General features: G+C 34.0%; 16 protein-coding genes, 1 pseudogene and 2 riboswitches. Of the genes and pseudogenes, 4 read left to right on the forward strand and 13 right to left on the reverse strand.

The genetic code is table 11. The features are described from left to right. Positions 1-118 precede the first annotated feature (118 nt). The 5 genes and pseudogenes from BLP68_RS11590 to BLP68_RS11610 all read right to left on the reverse strand — a co-directional run bounded on the left by BLP68_RS11590 (position 119) and on the right by BLP68_RS11610 (position 7,475). Positions 119-871 (reverse strand): ABC transporter permease, encoded by a 753-nt coding sequence (locus BLP68_RS11590; protein WP_091543645.1) that lies wholly within the window; start codon positions 869-871, stop codon positions 119-121. Further along, complete coding sequence (locus tag BLP68_RS11595) at positions 846-1,856, reverse strand: ABC transporter substrate-binding protein (RefSeq protein ID WP_091543648.1); 1,011 nt, start codon at positions 1,854-1,856, stop codon at positions 846-848. Before BLP68_RS11595 ends, BLP68_RS11590 begins: the two co-directional genes overlap by 26 nt. Positions 1,857-1,884: 28 nt before the next feature. After that, positions 1,885-2,595, reverse strand: coding sequence for an ABC transporter ATP-binding protein (locus tag BLP68_RS11600; RefSeq protein WP_242876972.1), 711 nt, complete (start codon positions 2,593-2,595; stop codon positions 1,885-1,887). A 38-nt stretch (positions 2,596-2,633) separates the two neighbouring features. Beyond that, positions 2,634-6,641, reverse strand: a pseudogene (locus BLP68_RS11605) (acyl-CoA dehydratase activase). A 204-nt stretch (positions 6,642-6,845) separates the two neighbouring features. Next, positions 6,846-7,475, reverse strand: coding sequence for a Crp/Fnr family transcriptional regulator (locus BLP68_RS11610; RefSeq protein WP_091543654.1), 630 nt, complete (start codon positions 7,473-7,475; stop codon positions 6,846-6,848). A 145-nt stretch (positions 7,476-7,620) separates the two neighbouring features. On the opposite strand from BLP68_RS11610, the gene BLP68_RS11615 reads away from it, so the two are divergent. The 3 genes from BLP68_RS11615 to BLP68_RS11625 are packed head-to-tail and all read left to right on the forward strand — an operon-like array spanning position 7,621 to position 10,038. After that, positions 7,621-8,325, forward strand: coding sequence for a GTP-binding protein (locus BLP68_RS11615; RefSeq protein ID WP_091543657.1), 705 nt, complete (start codon positions 7,621-7,623; stop codon positions 8,323-8,325). Positions 8,326-8,327: 2 nt separating this feature from the next. Continuing rightward, positions 8,328-9,104 (forward strand): ATP-binding cassette domain-containing protein, encoded by a 777-nt coding sequence (locus BLP68_RS11620; RefSeq protein ID WP_091543659.1) that lies wholly within the window; start codon positions 8,328-8,330, stop codon positions 9,102-9,104. Then, positions 9,094-10,038: an ABC transporter substrate-binding protein gene (locus tag BLP68_RS11625; RefSeq protein ID WP_091543662.1), complete on the forward strand. Its 945-nt coding sequence runs from the start codon at positions 9,094-9,096 to the stop codon at positions 10,036-10,038. Before BLP68_RS11620 ends, BLP68_RS11625 begins: the two co-directional genes overlap by 11 nt. Here the strand turns inward: BLP68_RS11625 and BLP68_RS11630 are convergent. The 4 genes from BLP68_RS11630 to BLP68_RS11645 form a co-directional block, all read right to left on the reverse strand. Next, positions 10,028-10,762: an ABC transporter permease gene (locus tag BLP68_RS11630; RefSeq protein WP_091543813.1), complete on the reverse strand. Its 735-nt coding sequence runs from the start codon at positions 10,760-10,762 to the stop codon at positions 10,028-10,030. The genes BLP68_RS11625 and BLP68_RS11630 overlap by 11 nt on opposite strands. Next, positions 10,752-11,600, reverse strand: coding sequence for an ABC transporter ATP-binding protein (locus BLP68_RS11635; RefSeq protein WP_242876969.1), 849 nt, complete (start codon positions 11,598-11,600; stop codon positions 10,752-10,754). The genes BLP68_RS11630 and BLP68_RS11635 overlap by 11 nt, the downstream gene beginning before the upstream one ends. Positions 11,601-11,619: 19 nt before the next feature. Next, on the reverse strand, positions 11,620-12,012 hold the full coding sequence (locus BLP68_RS11640) for a 4Fe-4S dicluster domain-containing protein (protein ID WP_207647914.1): 393 nt from the start codon (positions 12,010-12,012) through the stop codon (positions 11,620-11,622). 144 nt (positions 12,013-12,156) lie between these two features. Further along, positions 12,157-12,353, reverse strand: a riboswitch (cobalamin riboswitch). 192 nt (positions 12,354-12,545) lie between these two features. Further along, positions 12,546-12,731: riboswitch (cobalamin riboswitch) on the reverse strand. A gap of 159 nt (positions 12,732-12,890) precedes the next feature. Then, positions 12,891-13,322 (reverse strand): flavodoxin, encoded by a 432-nt coding sequence (locus tag BLP68_RS11645; RefSeq protein WP_091543667.1) that lies wholly within the window; start codon positions 13,320-13,322, stop codon positions 12,891-12,893. Between the two features lie 140 nt (positions 13,323-13,462). Here BLP68_RS11645 and BLP68_RS11650 point away from each other — a divergent pair, with 140 nt between their 5' ends. Further along, positions 13,463-14,143, forward strand: a complete 681-nt coding sequence (locus BLP68_RS11650) for a Crp/Fnr family transcriptional regulator (RefSeq protein WP_091543670.1) — start codon at positions 13,463-13,465, stop codon at positions 14,141-14,143. 315 nt (positions 14,144-14,458) lie between these two features. Here BLP68_RS11650 and BLP68_RS11655 read toward each other — a convergent pair whose 3' ends face one another. From BLP68_RS11655 to BLP68_RS11670, 4 genes are all read right to left on the reverse strand, one after another. Next, entirely contained in the window at positions 14,459-15,226 is a 768-nt protein-coding gene (locus BLP68_RS11655) for an N-acetyltransferase (RefSeq protein WP_091543673.1), read from the reverse strand. Positions 15,227-15,315: 89 nt separating this feature from the next. Further along, the gene (locus BLP68_RS11660) at positions 15,316-16,218 is read right to left on the reverse strand and encodes a helix-turn-helix transcriptional regulator (RefSeq protein ID WP_091543676.1); all 903 of its coding nucleotides are present in this window, start codon (positions 16,216-16,218) and stop codon (positions 15,316-15,318) included. 342 nt (positions 16,219-16,560) lie between these two features. Continuing rightward, positions 16,561-18,036, reverse strand: coding sequence for a protein adenylyltransferase SelO (locus tag BLP68_RS11665; RefSeq protein ID WP_091543679.1), 1,476 nt, complete (start codon positions 18,034-18,036; stop codon positions 16,561-16,563). Between the two features lie 257 nt (positions 18,037-18,293). Next, positions 18,294-18,893, reverse strand: a complete 600-nt coding sequence (locus BLP68_RS11670; protein ID WP_091543681.1) for a class I SAM-dependent methyltransferase — start codon at positions 18,891-18,893, stop codon at positions 18,294-18,296. Between the last annotated feature and the right edge of the window lie 26 nt (positions 18,894-18,919).

Below are 18,919 nucleotides of genomic sequence, written 5' to 3' on the forward strand. Positions count from 1 at the left end.
TCTCCATCTTGGCCTACATCCCTTTTTACTTTCAAATAAAATATTAAATAAAGAAAAGAACCAGCTGGAGTGTTATTGCTAACCTCCCCTTGTCTGGTTCTTGTTTATAATACTGACTCTAATGCTTTTTCATTAATTTAAGTGTTTGCTCTAAAATTCCTGCTAAAAGTATAGTTATGAGGGCCCATGCAAATACTCCTGCTGTATTAAGACTTGCTTTTTCAATTTGAAAACTAGTTCCCATTGATATTCTTGGCTGACTTAGAACCTCTGCTGCAATTATTATTTTAAGATTCAGGCCCATGGCTGCAACCATTCCACCGTAAAGATAAGATCTGATTGAGGGAACATATAGATCTTTCAATCTGTCCAATTTACCAACACGATATATATTCATCATTTCAACCAGTTTCACATCAACATTCCTAATTCCTTGGACTACATTTTCATATATTACCGGGAATATGACTACAAATCCTACTAATATAGGGGCTTTTTCTGATTCTAGCCATATGAGGGCAAGCAATATCATGGCCATTGTAGGTACTGCTTTATTAATTAATACAAAGGGTCTTAGAAGATAGTATATTGGTTTTGAAAAGCCCCCCATCATTCCTAAACTGATTCCTGCTGCTAACGCCAGCAAAAATCCTATTAGCGCCCTTTTTAAAGTGTTCATGACTGATACTAAAAAATTAGTCGACCTAATAATTCTTATAGTCTCAATAAAAGTCTTTTCTGGGGAAGGAATCAAAATTTCCTTATCCACTACCATCGATAGTATCTTCCAAAATATTAATAGTATTAATATAGATAGTATTGAATATAATAATTCCTTTGAATTATTAGTTTTCAAAATAGAAGCCTTCATCTGGAAGCTTCCCTCCTATTGATTCTGGAGAATATTCCAATAGAACCTTTAAATATTGTTCAATGGCTTCTCTAGCTCCATTTGTACTACGGTATTGTATATTAGACCTTTGGAGTCCATTGACAACCGCTGCTTTTGATAATCCTGTTTGAAGCTCTTCATTATATTCCCCTGCCTTTTCAGCATTGGTAGATAACCAGTTGATGCTGTTTCCATATTCTTGTAAAAACATTTCTACAAACTCTGGATTTTTTTCAATAATTTCATTCTTAATAATTAAAGAAGCTTGAGGATAACTTAAGTCACCTTTATTCAATTTGCTCCATTCCTCCTGTATATCTAACAATATCACAGTATCTTCTTTTTTCATCATAACATTTGAAAGTACCGGTTCAGGAATAACTGATATAGCACTTTTTCCTGCAACAAAAGTTGAAGCCAGCTCTGTAGCATCTGCCATATATGTTAATGTTACATCATTGTCAGGATCTATGCCATTACTAGATAGAATATATCTTAAAACTATGTCTGGTGTAAGACCTCTTCCTAGAGTGTAAATTTCCTTTCCTTTTAATTCTTCCCAATCGTTAATTTCTTCATTTCCAACTACGTAAAGAACACCCCACACACTTGATGCAGCCAGCTTATAATCTATACCCCTATTATAAAGTGTGGCAGCTAGATTGGTAGGCACCACTGCAATATCAATTTCTCCAGAAATAATTCTTGAAGCCATTAAATCTGGTGATTGTACAGACTCGTAGCTTATTTCCACATGTTCTCCAAGGGATGGATTTTCTTTGAACATTCTTATCATGCTTAGGGTGGGGGCACCAGAGGGGGCAGCTACCTTAATACTAATATTTTCAACCTCTTTAACATCAACCTCCAATGGTTCAATTACTTCCTCCACCTTAGATGTGCATCCAGATAGTATTGCTAATGCTACACTTAAAATCAAAATAATAGAAATTACTTTTTTCATTATTATACACTCCTCATATTTTATATTTTTAGGCACTCTTAAATGTGCTTTCTTTCTTTTGCTTTGAAAGTATTTTTATTAGCCTAGTTCTTACCCCTATTAATTCTCTATCATCAAGGCTCCTTAAATGCTGTGGGATATTTATATTTACTATGGTGTCAACAGTGCAAGGATTTTTAGATAAAACAACAATTTTATTTCCTAATAATATAGCTTCATCTATTTCATGGGTAACAAATACAACAGAATTATTCCACTTATGCCATATATCGATTAAGCTCTTCACCATTTTTATTCTAAGATCATAATCTAGCGACTTGAAGGGTTCATCCATTAATAGCATTTCTGATTCAAAATTAAAAGCTCTTGCTATTGAACACCTCTGCCGCATACCACCGCTTAATTGAGCAGGGTATTTATTCTCAAAATTATTCAGTCCTACGATATTTACTAGATTTTTTACTTTTAAGTCGGTGGCTTTTTTATTAACTATCTTGATGTTTTCATACACAGTTTTCCATGGTAAAAGTCTATCCTCTTGAAAGACATATCCTACTTTATTTTTATTATCTTTTAAGACACCTCCATCAGGCTTTATAATTCCTGCCATTATATTAAGTACAGTAGATTTTCCACAACCAGAAGGTCCTAATATACAGGTTATTTCTTTTTCATCTACTGTTAGGTTTAAATTGTGTAATACTTTTATTTCCTCAAAGCTTTTACATATTCCCTCCATTCTCAACTTAAGAGCCCCCTTTATTGGTTGATTCCTAACTATTCTTTAAGTGCATAATAGATAAAGGAATCTATTTTAGATTTATCAATCTCATTCACATTTCCATCAAAGGTCATATTTAATACTGGTACTTGTGAAGCTTTATCTGCATCTTGAGATAGTATATTTAAAATAGTATTAGTATTTTCATACATAGAAGAAACTGTTATCACTCCATGTGCATAGCTTGGTTGGCCTTGGGTTTTAGCATATCTATATCTACCATTCCCTCCTGAATAGAGTCCTAAGCCTTCATCTGATTTTGTCACAAGATCTTCAATGATCTTTTCAAAGGTGCTCTCTCTTACTAATATTTTAGATATAGATTTCATGTAGGATGCAAATTTACATAACTCATTAAAGGCTGAAGTTTCTTTTCGATTACTTTTTTGCGATAAAAATTCTCTCCACATAAGCCACATATATTCACTAAGGGGTGCGTACAATAATTGTATCCCTTGTTCTTCCATAGTTTTGAAGGTATTATTATTCATAAAATCATTAAACAGAACATTTACTTCCCCTACAACAAAAATTTTCTTTGAATTGTTTAGCTTTTCCTTGCATTTACAAATTTCCTTTGCGATATCTTTTAAACTATCTATCACCAATTCATTTTTCACCACATGACCATAAATTCTATCAAGATATTTTTTTCTTTTATTTCGTGGTGCAAGATTTATTAAATCTCCAGCTAACAGCATTAAAAATAAATCTTCAGCAAAAGTACTATCCTTTATAACATCCTCCATGAAAGGAGCTACTATTGCTGCATTCTGCAGATTTTCTTCATCCAGTTTATCTCTAATTAATCTATAGTATTGACCTCCCACCTCTGACCCCTCAGTTGTAGGAATTATAAATCCGTATTTTTTGTTTGATTTCTCTAATTCTGTTGCTTTGCTTAACACATCTCCTACTAGTCCTGTAAAGGAAATATACTCCTTTGACAATGTAAATTTTCGTCCTACATCTAAAGTCTTTTTGCTAGTCATGGGTAGTACCTGAACCTCATAGCCTTTGCTCTGTAAGTAGCAAGCTATTATATCGGAGTATGGATATAAATGAGGTAAATATAGAACTGTTGTTTTATCTATTTCATTTAGCTTTGATTTAACATTTGTAGCTTGATGAATTACTAAATCTGAGTACTGCTTCAGGGATAAAACTTTATTCCGTTTAACCTCTTCTGATTTCAAACTATTTACAAAGGCTTCTACTCTAGTTAACACACCTACACTAGAAAAATGTTCGTCCACTTCTATATTTAAATAGGGCTTACCCTTCATTTCTTCTTTAAAATAGTGGGCCAAAACAGTATCTGGTCCACAGCCATGATTTGTTATATATATTGGATATAAATTTGGATGTTGTTTAATAATTTGTGCTCCAGATAATATGTGCTGTCCAAATGGCCAATACATGTTGGGGTGTTCCTTTGAAGTATCATGATCATGGGCTGGTAAATTAGATAGTGTTAAAACCTTATAGCCTAATTTTTCTAGCTTTTCTGGAATACCCATATTTAATATGGGATCACTTATACCGTAGGCTCTAGTTACAATTACAAAGGCTTTTTCATCTTTCCTCAAACTTTTTATTGTTTCTTCTCCTAATTTCTCAACTTTCAATTCAAAAGCTTTTAATCTCTTCATTCCCTTTGTTAGAGCTAGGGCAATCCCAACTGGATTTTTTCCCAATTTCTAACCAAGCTTCATTAAGGTTTCCATCATATACTGCTTCCCAAACTCGAAGGAAAGCTCTGGAGACAATAATTCTATACCTCTACTATCTAACTCCATAGTTTTATTAATAAGCTTTGGGAAGCACTGCATATATACACATCCGTAGTTTTGTCTTGTGGTTGATATTGGATGGGACATCGTATAAAGGCTAGGTAAAAAAATATAGTCAACCTTCATATCTATCAGCTGTGCCACATGACCATTGATAAGCTTAATAGGGTAGCAGGTTTCCTCCATTGAAAATTCTTGGCTTAATTCTACAGTTTTGTAACTACTGTTATCTGACAGAATTACATTGAATCCTAACTCCCTGAAAAAAGTATTAAACAAAGGAAATAGTTTATGTAGGAAAAGCACTCGAGGAATTCCTATTGTTTTCTTTGTATTGTCTAATTTTTCCTCATACCCTTCCATATAATATCTTTCTGTTTCTTCAAATACCTTTGTTTTCTTGTTTTCTTTCTTATCTTTAAGTTTTTTACAATCATGATTTTCTTCTAAATTAAAGCCTTTGAATAGTGAAGCAGTACCTTTCATTTCATCCTTAGCTAAAATTGCAGCACCGTAGGCTCCCGTTACACTGAAAAACTCTGGTATTTCCACTTTATCTCCTATTATAGTCCTAAAAGCATTTACAACAGCCTGATTATAAGCTACTCCACCTTGAAAAAAAACCTTCCTTCCAATTTCTTTTTTCCCTACCACTTTGTTTAAATAATTCTTAACAATTGAATAGGATAAACCTGCTGCTATATCTTTGATCTTTGCTTCATTACTAAGACTGGCGGCAATATTTGTTTCAATAAATACAGTACATCGATCACCTAAATCTATAGGATTTTCTGATTCCATAGCCAAATTACCAAATTCATCTATAGGTATATTGAGTTTATTGGCTTGTTCCTCTATAAATGATCCCGTCCCAGCAGCACAGATTTTATTCATTTCAAAATCTGAAACAACTCCATTTTCTAGTTTTATGAATTTAGAATCTTGCCCACCGATTTCTATTATTGTATCAACTTCTTTGTCTATTGTATGAGCTGCTTTTGCTTGAGCAGTTATTTCATCTATAATTACATCTGCCCCTACAAAGTTACCTGCCATATATCGTCCTGAACCAGTAGCACCTACTCCCAAAACTTTTATATCTTTTCCAATATCCTTTTCTATTTCCAACAATCCTCTTCTCACAGCATCAATAGGATCTCCTAAGGTCCTTAAATACTTAAAAGCAATTACACAATTATCTTGATCCATCAACAGGACATTGGTGCTGGTGGAACCAATATCAAGACCTATATAACCACTTACCTGGGATTGCAAATCAATAGCTTTGCAGTTGTGCTTATTAATGCTATCATTTTTACCATACTGCGCTAATGTTGGAAAGATAACTAAATCTTCTGTTGGATTCACTATACTTTCTGTTTCTAAAACTATAGTTCTTAATTTTGATAAATCAATTGGTAATTTATCTTTAATCCCTATAATTGCTGCCCCTAAAGCGGCTATGTTACCACAATCATCAGGTACTATTGCTTCATCATCTTTAATATTAAGAACGTCTTTTAATGCTTTTACAATTGCATTGTTGTAGGCAACGCCTCCTGTAATTAATATTGGCTTTTTAATAGGATTTCTCTTTACTACATTTGCTCTATAATTCTTAACCAGTGCATAAGCAAGCCCTAGTAATATATCCTTCGAATCTGTCCCCTCCTGCTGATGGTGTATAATATCTGTTTTAGCAAATACACTGCATCTGCCTGCTATCCTTGGTATAAAAGTAGCTTTTTCAGCATGCATTGAGTATTCTTCCAGTTTAATACCTAGCCTCGATACCTGTTCTTCTATGAATGATCCTGTCCCAGCAGAGCAGTTTGAGTTAATGGATATCTTAATGCTTGTATTATCTGACTTACTCATATTGGTTATATATTTTGAACTTTGTCCTCCTATTTCTATAACAGAGCTAATATCTTTATTTAGATTCCAACTTCCTTCCACCAACGAAGTCACTTCGTTAATCCAAGAAATAACTTTTTTTTCTGATATAAATTTACTTCCCTGACCTGTGGCAGCTCCATAGATTATTTTTTCACATCCATATTTATCAATTAATTGCTTTACATATTGATGTATCTCTTCCTTGGTTCTTCCTTTATGTAAAATATAAGCACTATCAAGCACTTTCAATTCTTCATTTATTAATACGAATTTTATAGAAGAATAACCAATATCTATTCCTAAACTAAGCAAAATCCAACCTCTCCTTTATCGAAAACAAATTGAATTTGATAATCATTATCATTTATTCTATAGAGAGATTATACAATTTAATTAGCAAGAAAAAAGTATCTCACGATACACTTTTTTATATTTATTATTTTTTTTAAGAAAGATCCTTCTCTATGACTTAATCCTTCTCATGATATTTCCCTTATGCTTTTTTTGTCAACTTCACTAGAATAGTATATTAATACCTTGAATCTTAAAATACTTCTCCTCCTCTAATTCCTTTAGTATCCGATATAAAGAAGGTCTACTTATACCTAAATAATCAGCCAACTCACATTTAGTAAGTAAAAGTTTCACTTGAGTTTGATTATTTTGCTGAACCTTTAGCTGCTCAACAAATTCAATAACCCTGTCTCTTATTTTCTCATGGGTAAAACACTCAACTCGTTGATTTAGAAAATAAATTCTTTGACTAACATAGTATAGATACTTTTTTAATAGTATGTGGTCTGCTTGAAACAATCTAAATAAATCATTTTCTTTAATAAAAAAAATAGTTGCTTCATTTACAGCCAGTAAAGAGGTAACATTATTGGGATTATCATGAAAAATGTAGGCAATTCCGAATATATTACCTGCCTTCAGCTTATTCATGATGATTTTTTTTCCTGCTAAAAGATTTTTCTGGACTTCTATTTTACCCTTCAGAACTATACCTATTTCACTATTGAAATTTTCTATATACTGACCTTTACTAAAGGTCAGTGTTCTACATTTAACATTCTTCATAAGTAGATTATATTCCTCAATACTCAAATGTTGAAATAATGGACACACCTTTAATAAGTTATACAAATTCCTTCCCCCTTATAAAAAACACAATCAGTTTTAAAATAAAAATAACTGTCTTAAATAATACATTCATTTTGGTTTGATTGTATTATAATACAGCTAGATAATCAATAATGATTTTCATTCTTAATATAAGAGGAGGAATTTTATGATTACAATCATAGTCGGAGGAGCCCCCGCTTCCGGGAAAACTGGTGTTTTAAAGCATGTAATTCGTTATCTTCAATTGCAACAACATTATCCTGCTGTCTGTAAAATTGATTGTATTCAAAGCAACGATAAAGAAGACTATAAATCTTTAAATATTCCTGTTATTCAAGGTTTAAGCCTAAATATCTGCCCTGATCATTTTCTAGCAACAAACATTATAGATATTTTTGAATGGGGTAAAACCCAAAAAGCCACTCATCTATTCATGGAGACTGCCGGTTTATGCAACCGATGTGCACCATTCATAAATCGAGCACTAAATATATGTGTTATAGATTCTATGGGCAGTATTAAGGGACCTGAGAAATTAGGCCCTCTTGTTTCAACAGCGGATATTTTGGTGCTTGCAAAATTTGATTTAGTATCTCAAGCAGAAAGAGAAGTCCTAACCCATCACCTATCTCTGTTAAATCCCGAAGCTTTTATCATAGAGGTAAATGGGCTTTCTGGATTTGGAGTACAACGTTTGGCTAAGTATATTTTAAACAAAGGTCAATCGGTAGACAGTTTAGAAGAGGATCAGCTTCGTTATTCTATGCCTGCTGCCAATTGTTCATATTGTGTTGGTGAAATACGTATAGGACGAAACTATCAGCAAGGAATAATTAATCGAATAATTTTCGAAGAGGAAGTTGAGGAATAGTTATGTTAAAAAAACTAGAAATTCTAGGTGGTTACGATAAACATGGTGGAAAAGAGTCTGTTAAATCTTTAGTACTTGAGAAAGGTAATATATATACCATTGTAGGAAAAACAGGCTCAGGAAAAACTCAATTGATAGAGGATATCGAATCCCTTAATAATGGAGAAGGTATTACAAAACGTACCATACTTATAGATGGAGTTATCCCTGATGATTCCTTCCATCAAGGATATAGAAGTCAATTTATAGCCCACTTATCACAAAATATGAATTATATCTTGGATATGCCTGTGGTGGAATTTTTAAAACTTAGAAATAGTCTGCAGGGCCATAATAACTTAGAAGGATCTCCAGATAAACTTCTTGCTACTGCCAACATGTTGGCAGGCGAAGAGATTCAGCCCTTTCAGCTATTAACTAGACTTAGTGGCGGACAATCAAGAGCATTAATGATTGCCGATGTCGCCCTTAATAGTAAAGCTCCTGTGATTTTGATTGATGAAGTAGAAAATGCTGGGATTGATAGGATTAAAGCCATGTCTTTATTGATTGGCCAAGAAAAAATTGTATTAGTTGTTACCCATGATCCATTATTAGCTTTATACGGTAACAAACGAATTGTATTAAAGCATGGGGGAATATGCCATATTATTGAACGTACAAATGAAGAGAAACTTTTATTAAATAAGCTAACTAATACTCATGACGCAATGGAAACTATGCGTAAACTTATTCGTAACGGAGAATCAATAAAGGGAGTGAATTATATTGGAATATAAAATATATTGGAACAATATATGCCTGTTAAGTGCCATGGAAGAAACTTTTATCAAACAGCAAAGCAATAAATATAATTATTTCCCATTTACCTTTGAGTATTATGGTTTAGGAAAACCCTATTCGATGACAGAAAAGATTAAAGCGGATGTAAGGGAAGGTGGAATTAAAGGTGATATTATAGTCTCGACTGATTTAGATGTTTTTCAAGATAGGGCTATGGCAAAGGACTTTAAAAGTGATTTTCAACAAACCAATTCCCTATTTAGAATTAGAGAAACCATAATGAATACAACTATTCCAGACCCCAACCGTTTTTTTCATCCATTTATTGTTATTCCACTAGTAATGGTCATCAACACAAACCTAGTAAAGGAATCGGAAATGCCTGCAAGTCTAAAAGATTTACTTCATCCTTCCTTTAAGCATCGATACGCCTTTGGAGGGGTAAATAATTCTGCTGGTCGCTCTCTCATTAAGTCTCTATGGTATTTGTATGGAAGTGATGCAGCAAAAAAATTCCTTTCAGGATCACTCATAACCTCTATGCCGGCCCAGGCTTTTCAGAGGGTTATTACGGGACAGGTTCCTGTGGCTATAGTTCCTACTATTTTTGCCCTACGCAGAGGTATTCAGGGTCTAAAAGCCTGCTGGCCGCTGGAAGGGGCCGTAGCTATACCATCCTATGTTGCAGTCAAAAATAGAGTGAATAATAAGGATCTGCAATTGTTTTTAGACACCATACTAGGAATGAATCTTCAGCAACAACTTAGAAATTCAGGAGATATTATCCCTGTTCATCCTGACATTGCCATTTCTCCCTTTACTTTGGAAAATGATTGTAAGCTACTTTATCCAGAATGGAGCTTTTTCGACACATTTGATCATGAAGAGTTTTATCACCTGTGTAAAGACTACCAACCGGTTATGCCGTAACCTTATAACATTGTCTTATAGCCAGAGAAAATAGAAGTGTAAAAAAAACTGACAATACAAGGATATTGACCCAATTGAAAGGGGTTTCTAAAGCTATACTTCTAAGTCCTCTACTGGCATGGGTTAATGGAAGCAGATAAATTACCTTTTGAATGGTTGGCGGCATATTTTCTAGTGAGAAAAATGTCCCGCATAAAAAAGTCATGGGCAGGAGAACATACGTACTGAATCTATTCATATCGGCATGGGAATCCACCACCAATGCAGCATAAAAACCTAAAGATGCAAAGGCAAGTCCGTTAAGAAACATTATAAATACAAATATAAAGGTTACTTTAATTTTTACCCCCGCTAAAAAAGCAATGGTAAGTATTATAAATCCAGCATACATCCCTCTAAATGAGCCCGCCAGCACTTTTCCCAAAACGTATTTGTATATTGGTAAAGGTGCTATTAAATATTGCTCAAATGTTTTATCGTACAGTCTATGAATATTAAGCAACACTGCCACAGCAGAATAACTTGTGTTCATTGTAGCCATAGCAACAATACCTGGTACGATGAAGTTAATGTATGGATGTCCGTTTATATACATGTCCTTTCCCAAACCCCAACCAAACGCAACCATATATAGCAGTGGGCTTATCATGGCACTGGCAGTAATATTCCAAAATTTTCTCTTAAAGACAATCCATTCTTCCCATAAAATTGCTTCAAATTCCAATTGCATCACCTGCCTTTTTATTTATTGATATAAATACATCCTCTAGGTTGCTTTTTCTTACAATATACTTGTTATTCATTTTAGATGAAAATTCAACTGCATCCTTATGGCTATAAAAGAAATAATGCTCTGAGTTATCGGGATCAAAAACTTCAACTGTATATTTCCCTGTATTAGCAATGAGCTCCTGAGGTATTCCTTCAATTAGTCTTTTACCTCCATTTAGTAAAAGTACATTGTCACACAGTTTTTCTGCTTCCTCAATATAATGAGTGGTTAAGATAATGGTCATTCCTCGGTTCTTCAATTTTTCCAGAAGAAGCCATATGTTCCTACGACTTATAGGATCTAGACCAACTGTTGGTTCATCTAAAAACAATATTTCTGGGTTATGCATAATGGCCCTAATTAGCATTAATTTTCTTTTCATTCCACCGGATAGTTGTTTTGCTATTTTATCGCTTTCTTGATGTAAATTTGCAAAATGGAGTAATTCATCAATCTTATCATGTCTTTCTTTTCTTTTCATAGAATGCAATTTACCATGAAGTTCCAGTATCTCCCATACTGTCATTTCGCTTTGTAGGCTATAATGTTGTGAAACCATACCAATCATTTTTTTTATGTCGTTGCTATCTCTTGTTACTTCCTTATTATTAATTATTACCGTTCCACTATCTGGCTTCAATAGAGTGACAAGCATTCTAAAAGTGGTGGTTTTTCCTGCACCATTGGGACCTAATATCCCATATATACTACCTTTCTTTATGAAAAAATCCAGCTTACATACAGCATTTTTATTATTAAAGCTTTTTGATAAAGAACATACTTTAATCACTTCTTCATCTCCATTTGTTTTATTTATAGTAAATATATTTTTCAAAATCTTTCTTAGGTGGAAAATTAATTGCATCCTGTAAACATTTTTTCACGCATCCAGTACATGCAATTACACAACTATATGGATTTTTAACATATACTTCTGAATCCCTTTCATTAATACCATATACCTGTTTTGGACAAAACTCATAACAAATTAGGCAATTATTACACCTACCTTTATTAATTTGAGGGAACCATGGTATGTTTTTTCTAGGAATGGTATAGCTTTTCCTCTCCCTTGTTTCTTTTAGGCAGCTATCTATTTCATCTTTATTGCTATGATGATTTTTAAGAACATCCCTTATTCTATTTCTTAAATCATCCGGCATATTGTATTTGAGAACACTTTTCAAATGCTCTATTCTCATTAAATCTCTCTCCCATCAGTATATTTCTATAAAATAAAAGAACCCCATCTTTTAATCTCGATTGGGGTTAGCTGATATTTCTAATAACAAACATATCAAGTTATAATATGTTTTATATAGATTCCTCCCCCATCCGCGTAGGTAGTATGTCTGTTGAAATAGGTAGGTCTCCTGACTTAGGATCATTACAACTTTAACCCTTCCCAGGCTAAAATAGAGCCCAGTGGCTTTTTGTAAAGCTGTTCTCCCATACAGTGGCGGGACCGTTCCGGTATCTCACCGGATTCCCTTTTAAGCACTGCTCCTTACAAAGCAGTAGCACCTATTTAAATATGATGACTATGATTTTTTTGTACTCCAATCTAAAGCTCCTTCCCTCCTTTATTAATGTACTTTTTACGGTATAAGTACCTCTTTCAAAAAAGAGAGAGTATTTATATCATACTAACGTATAAAAATGCCCAATCTCAAGGATTGGGCACTAATCAACATAGCTATACTGTTAAGTGAGTTCCAGTCCTCCCCTCCGAAGGAAATTAACAATCGCACAGGCAGGTCTCCTGACTTGTAGTTCGTCTGCTTTCAATTGCCTTCCCAGTTTACCAGTGGCATCATTATTGAGAGCATCCCTACTTACAGTAGCGGGGGCTGTAGCGGATTCTAACCGCTTTCCCTTTTAATCTGTATTGATTAACAGAACCTGAGCTTTCATATATTTTATTAAGGCTATCATACTATAATCATAATGAATATTCAAGTAATTTTTACCAAGCATTATAATTACCTAAATACTCCTTCCTCCAGCAGCCTTCCTTAATGCCAAGAATCTCTTGGTACTCGAATCTAAAATAATAATGGTCGGGATGTTGACTACTACTCTATATGAACTTACTTAAATTTTCTCCTAAATCCTTACACTTAATTAACCCTTCATCTGTTGGTGTTAAATGTAGAATTAACCCTTCATCAATTAATTTAGCTCCGTAATTCTTAATTCTTTCTTCCCAGTCCTTCATCCATTCACCGTTACCCCAGTCATAGGAGCCAAACAATGCAACAGGTTTTTCAGAAACAACTTTTTCTAATGATTCTACAAATGGTTCCATTTCTTCTTCTTCAAGGACTTCTGCCCCCATAGATGGACAACCTAATGCAATTGCATCAGCTGTTACCACATCATCTAATGTAGCTTTTTCTACACTTAACACCTTCACTTCTTGACTATTCTCTTCTGCTCCTTCTGCTATTGCTTTAGCCATCATTTCTGTATTTCCAGTTCCACTCCAATAAATTATAGCAATCTTTTTCATAAAAAATCCTCCTTTAATATGTTTACGTTTGACATTGATTATCATTTTCATTTATACTATATAGTAGATTATACCCTTAGTATCATAATAGAAAAGTATCCAGAGATACACTTCAAGATATTTTTTTAGGAGGTAACCTTATGCATAGTATCATAAAACTTCTTGGTAATTGTACTCTATTTAACCATCTATCTATAGATGAACTAACACAGTTATTATCTGATATTACATATAACATTAAATACTACAATAAAAACCAAGTAGTATTTTCACCTCATCATTCTTCTGATACACTAGGAATTATCTTAGATGGCAGTGTTGACGTTCAAAAAATATTTGCTTCTGGAAAAGCAGTCACGGTTAATAGAAAATTCCAATACGATCTTATTGAAGATGCATCAATATTTGCCAATATAGATTATTATCCTTCTTCTATTTCCACTTGTGAGAACAGTAGAATTCTATTGATAAATAAGAATAACATATTGAAACTTTTTTCTAAGGATGAAAAAATTATGTTTAAATATTTACAATCTGTTTCAAATAGGGTTCTGGCACTAAATACCATTATTGAAATTCTTTCCTTAAATTCTGTTCATGCAAAAATAGCGTATTTTTTACTGGTGGAGAGAAATACACAAAATAGTAATATAATAAAATTGAAATTTTCTAAGAAATCTTGGGCTGAACATCTAAATGTATCTAGACCAACTTTATCAAGAGAGCTAAGAAATATGAATCTTGAGGGTATTATCTCCTTTAATAAAAGAACGATAGAAATACACCAAATAGAAAAACTTGAAAAGCTATGTTCAATATAGATGCGAAACAAGTTATTCATTCAATTAACTGGAGTTTACACTATAATACTATTTGGATAAAATACTTAACTTCTCTTTTCATTTATCCATATTATAAAAAAAATCAATCAAGGTAAATAAACCTCAATTGACTCCTTCTTTAGCATAGATAAATTGAAAGCTAGATTTCTCTATGGACTTCTTTATTTAGTTTTCGTAGTTTTGGCCTGCTTAGGAGCTTTCTTTACTATATTCTTCTTTTTCTTTAACTTATTTGGGTTTTTAAATGACATTCCATTCACACCTTTCAAACCAGCTTAATTTCCTTGACCCGTTTCACTTGTTTTTTTCCATAATCTTATCAAATCGACTATCCATACAAACACTAATATCAGTTGTTATGAATTTCCCTTTATAAAAAAGACTGAAAATCGTGGCTGGTGAAGGAGCTGATTGAGCTTGTTCCATGCTTTCCAGCTTAACTATCTTCAAGGGTAAATTTCGCTTTGTTGTGGCCTCAATTAATGAATTTTTAACATGATACTCAGAATAAGGACAGCGATTAGAGTAATAGGCAACATAGCCAGTCTTTTCTATACATTCTCCTGTTTTCACCGACTCATTAAAAACAGGTGTCTTACCATTAAGATTTATGAATTTAACCATTAGACTAAATCCAGAAGGGGTTGTTTCACATACTTCAAACCCCTGTCTTAGCAACCATTTTTCATCACTCATAAAATGGTATTTTTTTGCGCCAGCAATAGTTACTAACCCATCCTTTCCTTGTTCTGTTGCATCATCAATGGCTTGTTGCAACAGAGCTTTACCATGTCCATTTCCTTTATATTTTCCTGAAACCCAGAAACAATTCACCATTATGTAGTTTGGAGCTGTTACGGGAACCCACGCCATTTCAGCAGGTCCATACTCAATGAATACTTTTGCACGTTCATTCAGCCTTCGGAAAACATAACCATTATCAAATTCTTTTTTAAGCCACTGTATTTTTAGTTGGTAGCTATCCTTGCACTTTTTATCGGAAAACCCACAACAAATATGCTCAGAATCAATATTCCTCTTATTTACAGTTATATATTGCATTTTCTTTCACCTCTTCTTTTATATTAAAGGTGCATAGGAATGACCTTTTCCCTATTATATCAGCGATAATATGACGACATTATGTCATATTACAAATATTTTTTTAATCCCTCTTCAAGCATTCCTTTTATATTCTCTCTAATATATTTTGGCTCTAAAACCTCGACAGAAGGACCATATGACAATATATATCCGTACATCCATTGACTTTCTGGAAAAGCCACCGATACAGTAAAGCTTCCATCATCATTTTTTTCAATACATTCTTGATGGAATTCGTCATATATTCTATAAGACATTTGTGATTCAATTTTTAAAACCAGCATTACCAGCTTATTATCATGGTCACAGAAATTATTCCAATCAACCTTAAGTATATCTCTTTGAAAAGTTTGCTTAGTATTAACAAGATTTTTCATCCGAGTTATTTTAAAGAATCTAAAATCACCTTTAATTTTACAGAACCCCCAAATATACCAACCATGTCCTTTAAAGAGAATCTTCATAGGCTCAACAGTTCTCTCTGTTTTTTCCCCATATGAGCTAAAATAGTCAAAGGTAACAATATTGCCATTTAAAATTGCTGTTTTCAGCATATTAAATTTCTCTTTTTCTACTGTATTACTGCCCCAATACGAAAAATCCACATCGATCCAGCTTGTATTATTTTTATTAAATATAGTAGCTAATTTTTTTATCACTGGCTCTATATCCGGGACATTTAGAGCATTCAAACCTTGGAGTGAGGATAGTATATCAACCTGTTCTTTTTCTGAAAGTATAGATTTGTTAAGTACGAAATTATCAAGCAGGCTAATACCTCCTCCTTTTCCCTTACTAGTATATATAGGTATGCCTGCAGCACAAAGATAGTCTATATCACGATAAATAGTCCTCTGAGATACTTCAAAACGCTCAGATAATTCTCTAGCGGTTACCAACTTTCTTTCAAGTAAAATATATATAATTTCAAAAAGCCTATTAATTTGCATTTTACACACCCTAAATAATTATATCACATATATATGACAGCATATGTCATATATATATATAGCTTAATCTAAAAATCAAAGTAAAGTAGACTCAGATGAAAAATAAGTATAGTGTGATTCACCAAGGTTTGATAATCCTAGACAACCAACTAACCCCAACCAACTAACCCCAACCAAATGAATTAAATAACTTACTTAATTAAAAATAAGCCTTGTAATCTTTTAATTTTCAAGGCTTATTTTTTTACTATTCTCTTATTCAAAAACAATGTTGGGTCTATAAGTTATAGTCTACATTACCAACACATTTAAGGGATTAACTAGAGTCCCTCTAATTCTAAATCATGTGCCGCAAAAGGTCCTGTAGGGACGAGTGGAGGTGGGGGGTAACTGGCAGTACTCAACCTGTTGTTGAGAGTGGGCATATGGACTTTTAAGTACTTCAAGAAGCCTGTCCATCACACTTAAATCTCCTTCTTGTACTGCAGCTTCAAGTGCTTCTTCTACCCTGTGATTACGAGGGATTATAGCTGGATTTGATGTCAACATTAACCTATGTGAAGATACTTTTGGCTCCTGTTGTCTACTTAATCTAGATTGCCACAGCTGCTGCCATTGAGAGAATTCTGCACTTTTAAATAGGGAGGTGTCCTCCATAGTGTCAAAGGTTAGTGCTCTAAAGGTATTTGTATAATCTGCATTATACTCCTTCATTATACTGAGCAAACCATCAATCAAGGCTTCATCCTGTTGCTCCTCGTTAATAATTCCTAGTTTTCCTCTCATTCCCTTAAGCCAATTATGATGATACAACTTACTAAAATTTGAAATTTCATCCTCAGCTATTTTAACAGCCTGTTCCTGATCGTTATGCAAAAGCGGTAATAGAGTCTCTGCAAATCGCGCTAGATTCCATCCAGCTATTTTAGGTTGATTACCATAAGCATAACGGCCTTGATGGTCAATTGAACTGAATACTGTTGCTGGATCATATGCATCCATGAAGGCACATGGACCATAATCTATAGTTTCTCCACTAATGGTCATATTGTCTGTGTTCATCACACCATGTATAAACCCCACAAGTTGCCATTTAGCTATCAGCTCGGCTTGAGCCTTAATAACTTCCTGGAGTAATGAAAGATATCGATTCTCACCAGCTTCAACCTCTGGAAAATGGCGCTTTAGTGTATAGTCAGCCAAAGCTTGGAGTTCATCTACCGTTCCCCATTTTGCAGCGTATTGAAAGGTACCTACACGTAAATGGCTGGCTGCCACACGGGTGAGGATAGCACCAGGTAGATGAGTTTCCCTTATAACTGACTCACCGGTTGTCACCACTGCTAGACTACGGGTGGTAGGAATACCAAGGGCATTCATCGCTTCACTGATGATGTATTCCCGCAGCATCGGTCCAAGTGAGGCTCGCCCATCTCCCCCACGGGAATATGGCGTTCTACCTGAACCCTTCAGTTGAATATCAACTCGCTTACCAAGGGGGGTAATTTGCTCACCAAGCAGCAACGCTCTACCGTCCCCTAGCATCGTAAAATGTCCGAATTGATGACCTGCATAAGCTTGAGCCAGGGGCAGAGCACCCTCTGGAATCTGGTTACCAGAAAACACATCAATACCTTCTTTACTCTGCAATGTTTGTACCTTTAACCCTAAAGATTCTGACAAGGAATGGTTTAGAATGATTAGTCTCGGTGAGGGTACAGGGCTTGGATTTAAGTTTGAAAAAAATACTTTCGGCAGACCAGCATAGCTATTATCAAAGTTCCATCCTGTTTCTATTATTGCTTGCCTTTCTGTCATTTTATCTCCTCTTCACTCTTTTTTATTTTTTTTATCCTAGTTTATTTGTTTTAAACAAAAACAATAATTATAACCCTTTTAGTGTCTACTTCTGAAAATTTATTATACCTGTTTACTCATAGATGTGTCTTTGAAATGCTACTTTCAGCCATGGGATATTAAACTTTCTAATATTTTTCGAATTGTCTTCATTAAAAAAAGCTTCGAAATATTAATTTCAAAGCTTTTTGATTTAATTTATCTAACCCTTCCTCTTGTTATGAGCCGAATCTATTTCCGATAATCACAAACATTTCCTCATCATCTACTTCCTTAATGACATTCATTCCAGCACCAATATAATACTGTCTAACGATTTCAATTGCAGGTAAATTGTCTTCTTTAACAGAATCATCTGCCCTTTTATGAAGATTGTTGATGGCTTTTCTACTTTGGGAATGGCAGATGGTAAGTTTTCCTCCAACTTTTAATTTCTGAGAAAGCTTTTCAATCGCTTTTTCTTTCCTTTGAAAATGAGGAAACATGGAATAACAGATGATGTGATCATAACAATCCTCGTCACCGTTTGTTTCCAGTACATCTCCACATTCAAAGTCGACATTTTCATACTTATTTTTTTGTTGAGCTACTTCTATCATTTTTTCTGCTACATCAATAGCTTTAACCCCGCCCAATTGTGTGACTCGTTGAGATAGGCTAGGTATAAGCACCCCTGTTCCGGTACCTACATCTAAAACTCTGCTTCCTTCTTGTATCCCAACTAAGTCCAAAATAGATTCTACTTTCTTCATATCATGATTGCACATTTCATCCCACGAGTTTGCTACACGATTGAAAAACTCTTTCTGTGATTTCATATGAAACTCTCCTACGTTGCTTTTAT

Source organism: Alkaliphilus peptidifermentans DSM 18978 (assembly GCF_900101495.1).
Lineage (GTDB): Bacteria > Bacillota > Clostridia > Peptostreptococcales > Natronincolaceae > Alkaliphilus_C > Alkaliphilus_C peptidifermentans.

Coding starts and splice junctions, on each gene's coding strand:
- BLP68_RS11590 (WP_091543645.1), bottom strand. CDS start 871: ATGAAGGCTTCTATTTTGAAAACTAATAATTCAAAGGAATTATTATAT.
- BLP68_RS11595 (WP_091543648.1), bottom strand. CDS start 1,856: ATGAAAAAAGTAATTTCTATTATTTTGATTTTAAGTGTAGCATTAGCA.
- BLP68_RS11600 (WP_242876972.1), bottom strand. CDS start 2,595: ATGGAGGGAATATGTAAAAGCTTTGAGGAAATAAAAGTATTACACAAT.
- BLP68_RS11615 (WP_091543657.1), top strand. CDS start 7,621: ATGATTACAATCATAGTCGGAGGAGCCCCCGCTTCCGGGAAAACTGGT.
- BLP68_RS11620 (WP_091543659.1), top strand. CDS start 8,328: ATGTTAAAAAAACTAGAAATTCTAGGTGGTTACGATAAACATGGTGGA.
- BLP68_RS11640 (WP_207647914.1), bottom strand. CDS start 12,012: ATGAGAATAGAGCATTTGAAAAGTGTTCTCAAATACAATATGCCGGAT.
- BLP68_RS11645 (WP_091543667.1), bottom strand. CDS start 13,322: ATGAAAAAGATTGCTATAATTTATTGGAGTGGAACTGGAAATACAGAA.
- BLP68_RS11650 (WP_091543670.1), top strand. CDS start 13,463: ATGCATAGTATCATAAAACTTCTTGGTAATTGTACTCTATTTAACCAT.
- BLP68_RS11655 (WP_091543673.1), bottom strand. CDS start 15,226: ATGCAATATATAACTGTAAATAAGAGGAATATTGATTCTGAGCATATT.
- BLP68_RS11660 (WP_091543676.1), bottom strand. CDS start 16,218: ATGCAAATTAATAGGCTTTTTGAAATTATATATATTTTACTTGAAAGA.
- BLP68_RS11665 (WP_091543679.1), bottom strand. CDS start 18,036: ATGACAGAAAGGCAAGCAATAATAGAAACAGGATGGAACTTTGATAAT.
- BLP68_RS11670 (WP_091543681.1), bottom strand. CDS start 18,893: ATGAAATCACAGAAAGAGTTTTTCAATCGTGTAGCAAACTCGTGGGAT.